15 protein-coding genes are annotated in these 14,457 nt (G+C 67.1%); 6 read left to right on the forward strand and 9 right to left on the reverse strand.

Translation table 11 applies throughout. The features are described from left to right. Position 1 precedes the first annotated feature (1 nt). Positions 2–520: an RNA polymerase sigma factor gene (locus tag DES47_RS08285; protein ID WP_133700209.1), complete on the forward strand. Its 519-nt coding sequence runs from the start codon at positions 2–4 to the stop codon at positions 518–520. A gap of 6 nt (positions 521–526) precedes the next feature. Here the strand turns inward: DES47_RS08285 and DES47_RS08290 are convergent, their stop codons facing one another. Continuing rightward, positions 527–1,510, reverse strand: a complete 984-nt coding sequence (locus DES47_RS08290) for a 2-dehydropantoate 2-reductase (RefSeq protein WP_133700210.1) — start codon at positions 1,508–1,510, stop codon at positions 527–529. Positions 1,511–1,572: 62 nt separating this feature from the next. Here DES47_RS08290 and DES47_RS08295 point away from each other — a divergent pair, with 62 nt between their 5' ends. From DES47_RS08295 to DES47_RS08305, 3 genes are all read left to right on the forward strand, one after another. Next, positions 1,573–2,670: a sensor histidine kinase gene (locus DES47_RS08295; RefSeq protein WP_166651914.1), complete on the forward strand. Its 1,098-nt coding sequence runs from the start codon at positions 1,573–1,575 to the stop codon at positions 2,668–2,670. Then, the gene (locus tag DES47_RS08300) at positions 2,667–3,395 is read left to right on the forward strand and encodes a LytR/AlgR family response regulator transcription factor (protein WP_133700212.1); all 729 of its coding nucleotides are present in this window, start codon (positions 2,667–2,669) and stop codon (positions 3,393–3,395) included. The genes DES47_RS08295 and DES47_RS08300 overlap by 4 nt, the downstream gene beginning before the upstream one ends. A 75-nt stretch (positions 3,396–3,470) precedes the next feature. Beyond that, positions 3,471–4,688: an acyltransferase family protein gene (locus DES47_RS08305; RefSeq protein WP_133700213.1), complete on the forward strand. Its 1,218-nt coding sequence runs from the start codon at positions 3,471–3,473 to the stop codon at positions 4,686–4,688. On the opposite strand, the gene DES47_RS08310 is transcribed toward DES47_RS08305, so the two are convergent. From DES47_RS08310 to DES47_RS08345, 8 genes are all read right to left on the reverse strand, one after another. Then, on the reverse strand, positions 4,603–5,379 hold the full coding sequence (locus tag DES47_RS08310; protein WP_133700214.1) for a class II aldolase/adducin family protein: 777 nt from the start codon (positions 5,377–5,379) through the stop codon (positions 4,603–4,605). The genes DES47_RS08305 and DES47_RS08310 overlap by 86 nt on opposite strands. 13 nt (positions 5,380–5,392) lie before the next feature. Beyond that, positions 5,393–6,193: a 4-hydroxy-2-oxoheptanedioate aldolase gene (gene hpaI / locus DES47_RS08315; RefSeq protein WP_133700215.1), complete on the reverse strand. Its 801-nt coding sequence runs from the start codon at positions 6,191–6,193 to the stop codon at positions 5,393–5,395. Positions 6,194–6,287: 94 nt separating this feature from the next. Further along, the gene (hpaH, locus tag DES47_RS08320) at positions 6,288–7,091 is read right to left on the reverse strand and encodes a 2-oxo-hept-4-ene-1,7-dioate hydratase (protein WP_133700216.1); all 804 of its coding nucleotides are present in this window, start codon (positions 7,089–7,091) and stop codon (positions 6,288–6,290) included. 63 nt (positions 7,092–7,154) lie between these two features. Continuing rightward, positions 7,155–7,562: a 5-carboxymethyl-2-hydroxymuconate Delta-isomerase gene (locus tag DES47_RS08325; protein WP_133700217.1), complete on the reverse strand. Its 408-nt coding sequence runs from the start codon at positions 7,560–7,562 to the stop codon at positions 7,155–7,157. Positions 7,563–7,566: 4 nt separating this feature from the next. After that, complete coding sequence (hpaD, locus tag DES47_RS08330; protein ID WP_133700218.1) at positions 7,567–8,436, reverse strand: 3,4-dihydroxyphenylacetate 2,3-dioxygenase; 870 nt, start codon at positions 8,434–8,436, stop codon at positions 7,567–7,569. 15 nt (positions 8,437–8,451) lie between these two features. After that, positions 8,452–9,906 (reverse strand): 5-carboxymethyl-2-hydroxymuconate semialdehyde dehydrogenase, encoded by a 1,455-nt coding sequence (gene hpaE / locus DES47_RS08335; RefSeq protein WP_133700219.1) that lies wholly within the window; start codon positions 9,904–9,906, stop codon positions 8,452–8,454. A gap of 13 nt (positions 9,907–9,919) precedes the next feature. Further along, the gene (locus tag DES47_RS08340) at positions 9,920–10,657 is read right to left on the reverse strand and encodes a fumarylacetoacetate hydrolase family protein (RefSeq protein WP_133700220.1); all 738 of its coding nucleotides are present in this window, start codon (positions 10,655–10,657) and stop codon (positions 9,920–9,922) included. Then, complete coding sequence (locus tag DES47_RS08345; RefSeq protein WP_133700221.1) at positions 10,654–11,316, reverse strand: fumarylacetoacetate hydrolase family protein; 663 nt, start codon at positions 11,314–11,316, stop codon at positions 10,654–10,656. The genes DES47_RS08340 and DES47_RS08345 overlap by 4 nt, the downstream gene beginning before the upstream one ends. 90 nt (positions 11,317–11,406) lie before the next feature. On the opposite strand from DES47_RS08345, the gene hpaR reads away from it, so the two are divergent. Together hpaR and DES47_RS08355 are read left to right on the forward strand one after the other, a co-directional pair. Next, positions 11,407–11,934, forward strand: coding sequence for a homoprotocatechuate degradation operon regulator HpaR (gene hpaR, locus DES47_RS08350; RefSeq protein WP_133700222.1), 528 nt, complete (start codon positions 11,407–11,409; stop codon positions 11,932–11,934). 56 nt (positions 11,935–11,990) lie between these two features. After that, positions 11,991–14,282, forward strand: a complete 2,292-nt coding sequence (locus DES47_RS08355; protein ID WP_208114938.1) for a C1 family peptidase — start codon at positions 11,991–11,993, stop codon at positions 14,280–14,282. Positions 14,283–14,457 lie beyond the last annotated feature (175 nt).

The following is a 14,457-nucleotide window of genomic DNA, read 5'->3' on the forward strand; positions in this document are numbered from 1 at the left end:
GATGGCGCTGCCGCCCCAGCATCTGCCGGTTCTGCAGGCCGCCCATGGCGGTGATGTGGCGGCCATGGCGCAATTGCTGCGCCTGTGCCGGCCGGACATCCGCCGCTATGCCCAGCGCCACTGCCTGATCAGCGATGTCGATGACGCGGTGCAGGAGGCCCTGCTGGTGTTGGCGCGCCGCCTGCACAGCCTGCGCGTGCTGGCGGCGCTGTCGGGTTGGCTGTTCCTGACCGTGCAGCGCGAGTGCCGGCGCCTCGGGCGCGTGGCGCTGCGCTACGACCCCTATGACGAGACGCAGGTCGAGCACTGGGTGGCCGGCCGCAACAACGACGAGCTGCGGCTGGACCTCAGCCGCGCGCTGCAGTCGCTGCCCGTGCACTATCGTGAGGTGCTGCTGCTGCGCGACTTCGAGGAGCTGAGCATGGTCGAGATCGCCGAGCGCCTGGGCCTGACCGTCGCGGCGGCCAAGAGCCGGCTGCACCGCGCGCGTGAGATGGCGCGGGAGTATCTGCTGGCCTGAGCTCAGTCAAGCAAGCCCGCGCGTCTGCGCCATCAGCCGCGTCAGCCCCAGCATCGCGTCGGTGTGCGGCGTGGCCAGGGCGATGTGCTGGCCGATCTCGCGCACCGAGCCGACCAGGGCGGCCAGCTCAAGCGGCCGGCCGGCCTCGGCGTCCTGCAGCATCGAGGTCTTGAAGGCGCCCAGCTTGCGCGTCATCTCGTGGCGCTCTTCCGGGGTCTGATCGACCGGGCAACCGATATGCGCGCCTATGGCCGCGGCCTCGCGCATCACGGCGGTGACGAAGCCGCGCACCAGTTCGTCGTCGAGGATGCGGTCGCAGGTGGCGCCGGTCAGCGCCGAGATCGGGTTCATCGTCATATTGCCCCAGAGCTTGTACCAGATGTCCTTCTGGATGCGCTCCGATACGGTGGCATTGAAACCGGCACGGCTCAGCAGCGCGGCCAGCTGATCGATGTGCTCGGGGCGGCCGCCCTCGGGCGCGCCGATGATCAGGCCCATGCCCATCACATGCCTGACCAGGCCCGGCTCGGGCACCGCGCAGCTGGCATGGACCACGCAACCGATCACCTGGTGGCTGGGGATGGCCGCGGCGACGAAACCGCCCGGATCGACGGACTCCAGCTGCAGGCCTTCGCAGGGCCCACCCAGGCCATCGAAAAACCACCAGGGCACGCCATTCATCGCCACCAGCACCCTGGTGTGCGGCGCCAGCATCGCCTTGACGGCGGGCGCCACGGCGGCCAGGGCCGGGCCCTTGACGGCGATGACGATCAGGTCCTGCGGGCCCAAGTCCTCGGGCCGGTCGCTGGCGGTGATGGGCACGTGGATGCGCTCGCCGTTCGAGTCCATGCGCAGGCCATGCTCGCGCAGGGCGGCCAGGGTGGCGCCGCGGGCCAGGGCCGAGAGCTGGACTTCCGATGCCACGCGATGGCCCAGATGGGCAGCGAACCAGCCGCCGATGGCGCCGGCGCCAACAATGCAGATCTTCATGATGGATGGAGTTTGAGACAGGATGGCCCGAGTATCGCGCGGGCAGTGCTACCGTTCGCCCCATGCCTGCCGATGCCACGCCCTCCCATTCGAACGATGCCCTGCAGCAGAGCCTGTGGTGGGCCTATGCCGGCCTGCTGCTGACGATCGCGCTGCTGCTCAGCGTGGCCGAGCTGCAGCACTATCTGGCCAGCGGCGGCCGCCATTTCTGGGAGCCGTTCCTGTGGGAGTTCAGCTCGGTGCTGATGATCGGTCCGCTGGGCATTGCCATCTACCGCTGGCATCTGCGCGTGCTGCATCACGCCAGCCTGTCGGCCCGGGTAGGCCTGCATCTGCTGGGCGCGCTGGCCTATGTGGCGGTCCATGTCGGTGGCATGTTCACCCTGCGCTGGGCGATCTATGCGCTGAGCCCGGTGGTTTACGAGCCGGGCTCGGTGCTGCAGATTCTGGCCTACGAGACGGGCAAGGATCTGGTGTCCTACGGCACCTTCGTCGGCTTCTGCCATGGCCTGCATCTCTACCTCGACGCGCAGCGCCGCCAGCATGAGCTGGCCCGGCTGCGCGCCGAGCTGGCCGAGGCGCAGCTGAACCGCCTGGCCGAGCAGATACAGCCGCACTTTCTGTTCAACACGCTGAACCTGATTTCCTCGGTGATGTGCGAGGACGTGCCGCGGGCCGACCGCATCCTCTGCCAGCTGGCCGATCTGCTGCGCCAGGCGCTGGCCGCGCAGCAGGCGGGCTGGCACAGCCTGGCCCAGGAGCTGCAGCTGGTGGAGCCCTTTCTGGCCATCATGCAGGCGCGCTTCGGGCCCAGGCTGCAGGTGCGCATCGAGGCGTCCGATGCGGCGCGGCAATGCCGGCTGCCGGCCCTGCTACTGATCTCGCCGGTGGAAAACGCGATCAAGCATGACGTGGCGGCCAGCAGCGCCAGCGTCGAGGTTGCGGTGCGCGCCTGGGTCGAGGGTCGGGTGTTGCATCTGGCGGTCGAGAACAGTGGCGCTGCGCCGCAGCGCACCGAGCGCGAGGGTGCGTTGGGGCTGGCCAATCTGCGTGCACGGGTGCTGGGCCACTTCGGCCCGGGGGCGATGGTGGCGTTGCGTGCCGGCGCGGCCGGTGGCAGCGTGCTGAGCCTGGCCCTGCCTATGGAGCAGGATGCATGAGGCTCTTGATCGTCGACGACGAACCGCCGGCGCTGGCCAAGCTGCGGCGCCTGCTGCAGGCCATGCCCGAGGTCAGCTGGCTGGGTGAGGCCGGCGATGCCGAGCAGGCCCTGGCGCTGTTGCAGCGAGAGCGGCTCGATGCGGTGCTGCTGGACATACAGATGCCGGGCATGAGCGGTCTGGAACTGGCGCTGAAGCTGCAGCAGCAATGGCCGGCCGTGCAGATCGCCTTCTGCACCGCCTATGACGAGCATGCGCTGCGGGCCTTCGACCTGAATGCGGTCGACTATCTGCTCAAGCCCTATGTCCCCGAGCGCCTGGCGCAGACGGTGCAGCGTCTCGCGGCGCGGCTGGCCCAGCCGCCTCCGGCTCAGGGCACCCTGCTGAGCGCGCTGCAGCAGCTGCAACCGGTGGCCGCGCACTGGCTGGTGCTGCGCCAGGGCGGCCTGCACAAGCTGCCGCTGGCCGAGATCGAGTGGGTGGCCGCAGCCGACAACTACATCGAGCTGCATGCGCCGCCGCACAGCTATCTGGAGCGGCGCAGCCTGGCTGCCTTTCTGGAGCATCCGGCGGCCGCGCGCTTTGTGCGCGTGCACCGCTGCCATGCGGTGAACGCCGCGCACATCCAGGCCATAGCCCCCTTGCCGTATGGCGAGGCGAATCTGACCCTGAGCTCGGGTCAGCAGCTGCGGGTGTCGCGCAGCTACCGCGCAAGGCTGAAGTAGGCGGCTCGCCCCGGCGGCGGTGCAACTCGCCCCGCGGCGCTTGGCGGCTGATGCGCCAGCGGCGAAGCTGCGCCCATGACTACCTCGACACCTCCGGCGCAACGCCAGTACTTCCTGGACTGGCTGCGTATCTTCGCCTTCGCGCTCCTGGTGCCCTATCACGTGGGCATGTACTACGTCAGCTGGGACTGGCATGTGAAGAGCGCCGAGCTGCACCCCAGCCTGGAGATCTGGATGCAGCTCAGTTCGCCCTGGCGCATGGGCCTGCTGTTCCTGATCGCTGGCGCGGCCAGCAGCTTCCTGATGCAGCGCGGCGGCGGCTTTGTGCGCTCGCGCAGCAAGCGCCTCCTGTGGCCCCTGCTGTTCGGCATGCTGGTGATCGTGCCGCCGCAGGCCTACTACGAGGTCGTCACCAAGGTAGCCTATGCCGGCAGCTATCTGGACTTCATGCAGCTCTATCTGCAGGCCTACAAGGGCTTCTGTCGCGGCACGGATTGCCTGATCCTGCCGACCTGGAACCACCTGTGGTTCCTGCCCTACCTGTGGGTCTACAGCCTGATCGGCTGGGCGCTGCTGCGTCTGTGGCCGCGCTTGAGCGAGGGCTGTGCTGCCTGGCTCGGGGGACATGGCACCGCCGCGACCCTGCTGCTGGTGCTGGCCCTGCCGCTGATGGCGGCCCGTGGTCTGGTGGGGCTGTTTCCGGGCACCCACAATCTGGTCTGGGACTGGTACAACCACGCGCAATACCTGCCCCTGTTCCTGACCGGTCTGCTGCTGGCGCAAAGCAGCTTCTGGGAACTGGCGCAGCGGTATCGCTGGGCGGCCTCTGGCCTGGCCGCGCTGGCCTGGGTTCTGGTGATGCTGTACTTCGATCACTACCGCGAGGTGGCCCCGCCCGAGGCGCTGCGCTGGGCCCAGCGGGCGCTGTACGGCGCGATGCAGTGGTGGTGCCTCGTCGCGCTATGCGGCCATGCGCGGCGGCATCTCAATGCCGAGCATCGCTGGCGCGCTACGCTGACCTCGGCCGTGTTCTGCGTCTACATCCTGCACCAGACGGTGATCGTGCTGCTGACCCGGTTGCTGCTGCCGCTGGGCCTGCCGGCGGCCATCGAGGGGCCGCTGCTGATCGTGCTGTGCTTTGCCCTGTGCGCCGTGGGCTTTGTGCTGGCGCGGCGGGTGCCCGGCCTGCGTCTGCTGCTGGGAATCTCTAGCTCCGGTAGGACGGATCCTCGCGGTCAATCAGCCGCTGCATTGCATCGAACGCATCCTGCCCGGCACCAAACTTCGGGTTGAAGTTCAAGGAGTCGCGCACGCAGCCCTTCAACACCTCATCGGGAATGGCGCGGGCCCTGCCCATGCTGTGGGTGGCCAGCTGCACCTCGCAGGCGCGGTTCAGCAGCCACATCAGCGAAAAGCAGTTCGCGAGATTGAAGCCTATGGTCACCGGGCCGTGGTTGCGCAGCAGGAGCACCGGCTTGTCACCGGCGCTTTGCAGGATGCGCTGGCCCTCCTCAAGGTGCACGGTGATGCCCTCGAAGTCGTGGTACGCCACCTTGCCGAACAGCTGGGCGGCGTAGAAATTGGTGAACTCCAGGCCGTTCTCGGCGCAGCACACGGCCATCGTCGGCGTGGTGTGCACATGCATCACGCAATGGGCCTCGGGCAGGGTTTCGTGGATGGCGCCGTGGAAGGTGAAGCCGGCCGGATTGATGGGCCAGTCCGAGTGGCCGACGATGTTGCCGCGCACATCGACCTTGACCAGAGTCGAGGCCCGCACCTCGGAGTAGTGCAGGCCGAAGGGGTTGAGCAGGAAGTGCCCCGGCTCGCCGGGCACGCGCAACGAGATGTGGTTGTAGATCAGCTCGGTCCAGCCCATGCGGTCGAAGATGCGGTAGGCGGCGGCCAGCTGCACGCGGGCCTCCCATTCCTCGGGGCTGAAACGGGCGGGGCGGGTGTGGGGGCCTTGCGTGGCTGGGGTACTCATGACTTGTCCTTGCTCAATAGCCGCCGCTGGCCTTGGGCGCGGCCGGTGCCTGCTTGAACTGGCGCACCAGTTCGGTGGCAGCGCGCACCAGCAGCGAGGTGTCGACGCCGACGGCGACGAACAGCGCGCCGGCGTCCAGATACTGCTGGGCCTGCTTGGGGTCGGTGGCGAGAATGCCCGGCGCCTTGCCGGCGGCACGCACGGCCCTGATGCCGTCGAGCAGCACGCGCTGCACCTCGGGGTGATTTGGCTGGCCCAGATAGCCCATGGACGCCGACAGATCGGCGGGGCCGAAGAACACGCCATCGACGCCCTCGGTGGCGGCGATTGAAGCCAGGTTCTGCACGCCCGGCACCGTCTCCACCTGCACCAGCAGGCACATCTGTGCATTCGCCTGCTGCGGATAGTCGGCGATCTGGTTCCAGCGCGAGGCGCGCGCCAGTGCGCTGCCCAGGCCGCGTATGCCCTCGGGGGCATAGCGCATCGCCTTGACCATCAAGGCGGCCTGCTCGGGGGTATCGATCATCGGCACCAGGAGCGTCTGCGCGCCGACATCGAGCAGCTGCTTGACCAGGGCCACCTCGCCCTGCACCGGCCGCACGATGGGGTGCACCGGATAGGGGGCCACCGCCTGCAGCTGGGCCATGATGGAGCGCACATCATTGGGCGCATGCTCGCCGTCGAGCAGCAGCCAGTCATAACCGGCGCCGGCCAGCGCCTCGGCCGCGCTGGTATTGGCCAGGCCGACCCAGAGGCCGATCTGCGCGCGTTTCTCGGCGAGGGCTTGCTTGAAGGTGTTGATGGGCAAGTGCATGGCGTCTCTCAGTCGGGTAGCCCGGATGCAATCCCGGGCCATCACAGTGATGGGCGCCTCCGGTCCCGGATTCCATCCGGGCTACGAAGACAGGTCAGACAAAACGGAAGGCTACTGCCCCCAAGGGGCCGTAGTCCACATGGAATGTATCGCCGGCCACGGCCGGGGTGGGGCGGGTGAACGAGCCGGCCAGCACCACATCGCCGGCGTTCAGCTGTTCGCCATAAGGCGCGATCTTGTTGGCCAGCCACGCCACGCCGGTGGCCGGGTGGTTGAGCACACCGGCGGCCAGGCCCGTCTCCTCGATCACGCCGTTCTTGTGCAGCAGCGCGCCGACCCAGCGCAGATCCACATCCATGGGCCTGACCGGCCGGCCACCGAGCACGATGCCGGCATTGGCCGCAAAGTCGGAGATGGTGTCGAAGACCTTGCGCATCTGCCTGGTGTCGCGGTCGAACTGCTCGATGCGGGCGTCGATGATCTCGATCGCCGGTGTCACATACTCGGTGGCCGACAGCACATCGAACAGCGTGACATTGGGGCCCTTCAGCGGCTTGGCCAGGATGAAGGCCAGCTCGACCTCGACGCGGGGCGCGATGAAGTCCTTGATGGGAATGTCACCGCCCTGCTCGTAGAACATATCGTCCAGCAGCGGCGCGTAGTCGGGCTCGGTGATCTGCGAGGCCTGCTGCATCGCCCGCGAGGTCAGGCCTATCTTGCGACCCCGGATGACGCGACCCTGGGCCAGGCGCAGCTTGACCCACTCGCGCTGGATCGCGTAGCCGTCCTCTATCGTCATCGTCGGGTGGGCCTTGGAGAAATGGCGCAGCGGCGTGCGGCTGACGCGCGCGGCCTCGAGCTGGCGGGCGAGGTCTTCGATGATGTCTTGTGCAAGCATATTACTCAGTCAGTTGGTGCCAGAGCTTGCCGGAGTACCGCCAAGGTCTGGCACGCAAATCATTCAACTTTTGTTCTGGAACAACGGATGCAGGCTGCTGTGCTTGGCATCGAACACTTCGGGGCCCACATCGATCTGCAAGGTCACGCCCACGGGCCGGCTGGCGATCAGCTGGGCAAAGTGCTCGCGGGCCACGGCGCTGAGCGCCTCGCCCACCGCCTTGTGTACCGCATCGCTGCGGCCGCGGCCCATGCGCAGGTTCAGATAGACGAAGCCGTAGTCGCCCTGGCCATCGGCCACCGCCCAGTGCGCGGCCGGGTAGGCCAGCACGCGTATGCCGCCGGTGGGGAAGACCGGTTTATTTGCCTCGTCGCGCTGCACTTGCATCGTGTCGGCCAAGGCCCTGCACAGCACCGTCATATTGGTCAACTCGTCGAGCTGGCCGGTGTAATAGATCACCAGATGGGGCATGGTCCTATCCTTGCGCAGGCAGCGGCGTGACCGGGAAGATCGCATTGATTTGCCCCGTGCCCGAGCTGCCGAAGTAGGGCGTGATGACCTCGACCTTGCCGGTGTATTGCTCGCCACCGAGCAGGCCCAAGAGCATGGCCGTGTCGTGCATGCCGCCCTCGCCCCAGCATTTCTCGGCATAGAGCGGCAGCATGGGCGTGAAGGTCTTGAAGTCGCCCTGCTCCCACAGCTCGACGACGCGCCGGTCAACCTGTTCGAGGAATGGATCCCAGACCTTGTGCATGAAGTCGGGCGCGGTGCCGTTGTTGGCGAAGTGGTGCGACAGCGAGCCGCTGGCGAACACCGCCACCGTGCCTTCGTAGCGCTCCTCGATCGCGCGGCGTACGGCCAGGCCGAAGCGTTCGCTCTCCTTCAGGTCATGCCAGACGCACCAGCCGGCGATGGACACGACCTTGAAGTGCTGGTCGGCATTCATGTATCGCATCGGCACCAGGGTGCCGTACTCCATGCCCAGCGAGGTATCGCTGTGGGCGCGGCTTTTCACGCCCATGTCATTGGCCACATCGGCGATCAGATGGCCCAGGCCCGGGTTGCCGGGGTAGGCGTAGTCCATGTTCTTGATGAAGTGCGGCAGCTCGTTGCTGGTGTAGCAGCCTTCGAACTTCGGGCCGCAGTTGATGTGGTATTCGGAGTTCACCAGCCAGTGCACGTCGAACACGACGATGGTGTCCACGCCCAGTTCACGGCAGCGCCGGCCTATCTCCTTGTGGCCATCGATGGCGGCCTGGCGGCAGCCCTTGTGCGGGCCGTCCAGCTCGCTGAGATACATGGACGGGACGTGGGTGATCTTGGCGGCGAGGGCGAGTTTTCCCATGACAGTTCCTTGGCCTCACAGGCCCCAATGAGGGATGTGATGATCCGTTGTCGAGACACAGATGTTCTTGGCTTCCAGAAACACCTCGAAGCTCCAGGTGCCGCCTTCGCGGCCGGTGCCTGAGGCCTTGGTGCCGCCGAAGGGCTGGCGCAGGTCGCGCACGTTCTGGCTGTTGACGAAGCACATGCCGGCCTGTACGGCGGCGGCCACGCGATGGGCTCGGCCGAGGTTCTGCGTCCACACGTACGACGACAGGCCGTAGCGGGTGTCGTTGGCGATGCGGATCGCGTCGGCCTCGTCGTCGAATGGGATCAGGCAGGCGACCGGGCCGAAGATCTCGTCCTGGGCGATGCGCATCTCGTTGCTGACGTTGGCGAACACCGTCGGCCGCACGAAGTTGCCGCGCTTCAGATGGGCGGGCAGCTCGGGTGCATCCAGACCGCCGGTCAGCAGGGTGGCGCCCTCGGTCGGGCCCAGCTCGATGTAGTGGCGCACCTTGGCCAGGTGCTCCGGCGAGATCATCGGGCCGATGATGGAGTTCTCATCCATCGGGTCGCCGACCGCGATGCGGGAGGCCCGCGCCGCGAACTCCTTGGCAAATTGGTCGTAGATGCTCCGCTGCACCAGGATGCGCGAGCCGGCCGTGCAACGCTCGCCGTTGTTGCTGAAGATCATGAAGATGGCCGCATCCATCGCGCGCTTCAGATCGGCGTCCTCGAATACGACGAAGGGGCTCTTGCCGCCCAGCTCCATCGAGAACTTCTTGAGCCCCGAGCTCTGGATGATGCGGTTGCCGGTGGCCGTGCTGCCGGTGAACGAGATCGCGCTCACATCCGCATGCTTGACCAGCGACTCGCCGGCCGTGCGGCCATAGCCATGGACGATGTTCAGCACGCCCGCCGGCACGCCGGCCTCCAGGGCCAGCTGGCCCAGGTGGGCGGCCGTCAGCGGCGACAGCTCGCTCATCTTCAGCACCGCGGTGTTGCCAAAGGCCAGGCAGGGTGCGACCTTCCAGGTCGAGGTCATGAAGGGCACATTCCAAGGCGAGATCAGCGCGCACACGCCGACCGGATGGAACAGCGTGTAGTTCAGATGCGTCTCGGTCGGGTAGGTGTGGCCGTCGGTGCGCGTGCACATCTCGGCGAAGTAGTAGAAGTTGTCGGCCGCGCGGGGGATCAGCGCCTTCTTGGTCTGGCCTATCACCTGGCCGGTGTCGCGCGTTTCCATCTCGGAGATCTGCGGCACCTGGGCAGCGATCAGATCGCCCAGCTTGCGCATGATCTTCGCGCGCTGCGCGGCCGGCAGGCCGGCCCATTTCGGGAAGGCCTCCTTGGCCGCGGCCACCGCTTGTGCCACCTCAAGCTCGCCGCCGGACGCGACATCGGCCAGCACCTCCTGCGTGGCCGGGTTGACGGTCTCGAAAACCTCGCTGCTGGCGACGTTCCTGCCGTTGATCAGATGTTCAATCATTGCTTGCTCTCCATTACGAGACGATGGTGTTGACCAAGCGTCCTATGCCTTCGATTTCTGTCACGACTTCATCGCCCGGCTGGCAGTCCACCACGCCGTCCGGCGTGCCGGTCAGGATGATGTCGCCGGGCTTCAGTGTCATGAAGCTGCTCAGGTACTCGATCAGCAAGGCGACCGGGAACACCATGTCGCGGGTATTGCCCTGCTGCGTCAGCCGGCCGTTGACGGTGGTCGTCAAGGCCAGTGCCTGCGGATCGGCCACCTCGTCGGCGCTGACCAGCCAGGGGCCCAGCGGCGTGCAGGCGTCGCGGTTCTTCACGCGCAGATTCGGGCGGTAGAAGTTCTCCAGATAGTCGCGTATCGCATAGTCGTTGGCGACCGTGTAGCCGCCAACGTAGGACAGCGCATCCTCGCGCTTGACGCGGCGCGCCTCGCGGCCGATCACGGCCACCAGCTCGCACTCGTAGTGCATGAACTTCACGCCCACCGGCCGACGCGTCTGGCCACGGTGGCCGGTCAGCGCATTGGGACCCTTCAGGAACACCAGCGGCTCCTCGGGCGGCTTGAAGGCCAGCTCCTTGGCATGGTCGGCGTAGTTCAGGCCCAGCGCGAAGATGGTGCCGGGCACCACCGGCGGCAGCCACAGCACCTGGTTCTCGGCCAGCACGCGGCCATCGGGCAGTCGCACACCGTCGGCATGCGGCGTGACGGTGTGGATCTGGCCATCGAAAACAATGCGGGCGGTTCTCATCGTGCGCCCTCCGCCACCAGATGCGTGACAAGCGGCGCAAAGCCCGCAGCCTCAATCGTCACCACATCGCCGACCCGCACGCGCGGCGCGCCTTCGGGCACGCCGACATGCAGCACATCGCCGGCCTGCAGGGTCATGAACTCGGTCACATCGGCCAACAGCTGAGGCAGGCTGCGCACCAGCGCGTCGAGCCTGAAGCGCTGGCGCTCCTGGCCATTGACCTTGACGACGATCTCCAGCTGCTGCGGATCGGCCAGCTCGCCCGCCGGCAGCAGCGCGCCGATAGGGCAGAAGCCATCGCGGTTGCGGTGCCTGACCGGTGGCCGGTGCACGCTGGCATGGGGCACGGTCAGGTCGTTGATCAGCACATAGCCGGCCAGATGGCTCAGCGCCTGGGCCGTGGTCACCGCGGTCGCGGTGCGGGCGATGACCAGGCCCAGCGTCGCGCCGGCTTCCAGCTCGGACACCTCAGCGGGCACCTCGACGTGTGCATCGGGGCCGACCACGGTGTTGGCCGTCTTGATGTAGAGCACCGGGACCTGAGGCAGCGCCTTGTAGACGCTGGCGGCCAGGTCGCCCTGGGCCTGCAGCGTGGCCAGATTGGCCTGGTGGTTCAGCAGGGTGCCGTACACCGTGCCGGGTTGCGGGGGAATTTGCATGCGGCTTGGACTCAAAGTTATTTAATAAGTTAAATAACATGATAATGCAGTCACCGAAAAGCGCAAGCACTCCGTGCGAGCATTTGACCCATGACAAAGATTCAGAAGAAGACGGCCGAGCGCCCGGCCCGCCGCAGCCTGCCCCTGCTGCTGCTGCAGACCCGCGAGGCGGTGATGAGCCATTTCCGTCCCTTGCTGCGCGAGCATGGCGTCAGCGAACAGCAGTGGCGCGTGATCCGTGCATTGCAGGACGGCGGGCCGATGGAGATGGGGCGGCTGGCGAACATCTGCTCGCTGCACGGCCCCAGCCTGACCGGCATGCTGACACGGATGGACCAGGCCAACTTCGTCACCCGCAGCCGTTTCGAGGGTGACCAGCGCAAATGGATCGTCGCGCTGACGCCCAAGGCCGAGACGCTGTTCGACAGCATGCGCAGTGGCATGCAGCTGCAGTACGCGCTGATCGAGCAGAAGCTGGGCCGCGAGGACCTGACGGCGCTGTACGCGATGCTGGACACGGTCATCGAGCGCCTGGGGGGAGTGCCCGACGAGGAGGCCGCTGACGTGGGCAATGGCGCTGCCCCCGCGTCCAAGAGCAGGCGCAACCGTCCTACCTAGGGATTGGCGTTTTTGGCGAGCCCCGGTCAAGATGCGCGCCACCACAGGAGACGCATATGGCCACCACCCGCAGCAAGCCCGCATCAAAGACTTCGGCCAAGCCCGCAGCCAAGACGCGGGCCAAGTTGGCATCCAAGGTGGCCAAGCCGGCCGCCACCACGCCGGCTGCCGAAAGCACCACCAGCATGGGCCGCGTGCTCGACGCCCGCCCCGACCGGCTGGACTTCCGCGACCGCCTCTACGCCCCGCCGCTGCATTCGCTGCCGGCGGCGTTCCCGTCGAACGACGAGATCAAGCGCTTTCTGGGCAGCTATGTGAAGCAGGGCCTGATACTGAACCAGGGCACCGAGGGTGCCTGCACCGGCTTCGGCCTGGCCTGCGTGGCCAACTACCTGCTGTGGGTGCGGCATCTGGGCAGCGGCAGCCGGGCCAAGTTCGAGTCGGTCAGCCCGCGCATGTTCTACGAGCTGGCCAAGCGCTATGACGAATGGCCGGGCCAGGACTATGACGGCTCCAGCTGCCGCGGTGCGCTGAAGGGCTGGCACAAGCATGGTGTGTGCGCCTGCTCGCTGTGGGCCTATCCGCTGAATGCCAATAACGAGCCGGTGTTCGAGCGGCCCAAGGAGGGCTGGGCGACCGACGCGACCCAGCGCCCGCTGGGCGTGTACTACCGCGTCAGCAAGTTCTCGGTGGTCGACATCCAGGCGGCGATTGCCGAGATCGGCGCCGTCTATGTCTCGGCCGAGGCCCATGACGGCTGGGATGGGCTGCTGAACGACAAGCCGACCAAGCCGCCCCTCAATCATGGTCAGTTGCCGGTGATCGCGCCGGTCAAGGACCCCAAGAGCAAGGGCGGCCATGCTTTTGCCCTGGTCGGCTACAACGAACGCGGCTTCATCGTGCAGAACTCCTGGGGCGAGCGCTGGGGCACGGCCGGCTTTGCCATCCTGCCCTATGACGACTGGGCCCTGCATGCCACCGACGCCTGGGCCTGCGCGCTGGGTGTGGCCCTGTCCCTGCCCGATGGGAAGGGCGGCATGCGCTCGCAGGAGGCATCGCGCTGGCGCGTGGCCAGCGGCCGCTCGATCAACGAGCTCGATCGCAGCGCCCGCCAGCCCAACAACCCGGTCGATGATGCCTGGCCGCTGGACCATGCCTTCCTACGCCCCGAGCACGAGCCCTGGCCCACCGACCAGGCCTATCTGCACACGCTGGTGGCCGGCAACGAGGGTCGGCTGATGGTCAGCGACATCACCCGACACGCCAGCGACGCCGCCGGCCATGCCCAGGAGATCGTTGTCGAGCAGCCGCTGGCCTGGTTCAAGGGCCGCAATGAGAAGGTGCTGAAGCTGGCGCTGTATGCCCACGGCGGGCTGAACAGCGAGGGCGACTCGATAGACCGCATCCGCGTGCTGGCGCCCTACTTCGCCGCCAACGGCATCTACCCCTTGTTCGTCAGCTGGAAGACCGGCGTCGGCGAGACGCTGTCGGGCATCGTCGAGGACTGGGCGCGCAAGGTCTTCGGCCCCGAGGACGAGCGCGCCGGCGGCTGGCTGGATCTGGGCGAGGCCAAGGACCGCGCGATCGAGGCGCTGGGCCATGTGGTGGGCAAGGGCATCTGGGGCGAGATGCGGGAGAACGCGGCCTGCGGCGTCCAGGCCGGCCATCTGCTGGACCTGCTGGCCCAGCAGCTGCAGTCCTTGGCCCAGGCGCTGCAGAAGAACAAGTGCCAGCTGGAGCTGCATCTGATCGGTCACTCGGCCGGCTCGATACTGCTGGGCCATCTGCTGACGGTGCTCGGCAAGCTGCCGGCCAGCCCCCAGCGCCCGTCGGCCAGCAGCTGCACGCTGTATGCCGCCGCCTGCTCGGTGCGCTTTGCCGTCGAGCACTATCTGCCCGCCGACAGCCTGGGCGTGCTGAGCCTGAAGCAGCTCCATCTGTACCAGCTCAGCGATGCCAACGAGTGCGGCGACGGCCTGCCCAGCGCCGAGCGGCCGGTCTATGGCAAGTCGCTGCTGTACCTGGTGTCGCGTGCGCTGGACGATGCCCGCAAGATGCCGCTGCTGGGCATGGAACGCTCGCTGCTGCCCGCCTTTGCCAGGGACGCGACGCAGTGGGAGGCCAAGGAGCTGCCCTTTGTCCAGCAATGGCAGAAGGCCTGGAGCCCGCCCGCCGGTGTGCTCGCGGCGACCACGGTGACTAGCCCCAAGATCCGGCAGACGCGCATGGGCGATCAGGCGGTGTCCAGCCACGGTTCGTTCGACAACAATATCGAGGTGCTGACGCAGACGCTGGAGCGCATCAAGGGCGGGCCGCTGGTCGGCGAGCTGGAGTGGCTGGACTATTGATGGTGTTTCGCCGCACCACCGATTCAAGGGGCCAGACGGGGAGTCCGGCGTGATTTAATGCCCGTTCAATTTTATCGATTGAACGCGGGGATGAAGTGGTCAAGGTCCCTTCGCAAAGGCATGGCCGGCCGGCCGTCCCGATGACGGGAGGGCGACCGTAGGGCGTCGAATCGGC

The organism is Roseateles toxinivorans (genome assembly GCF_004362525.1).
In the GTDB taxonomy this organism is placed as follows: Bacteria; Pseudomonadota; Gammaproteobacteria; order Burkholderiales; family Burkholderiaceae_C; genus Paucibacter; species Paucibacter toxinivorans.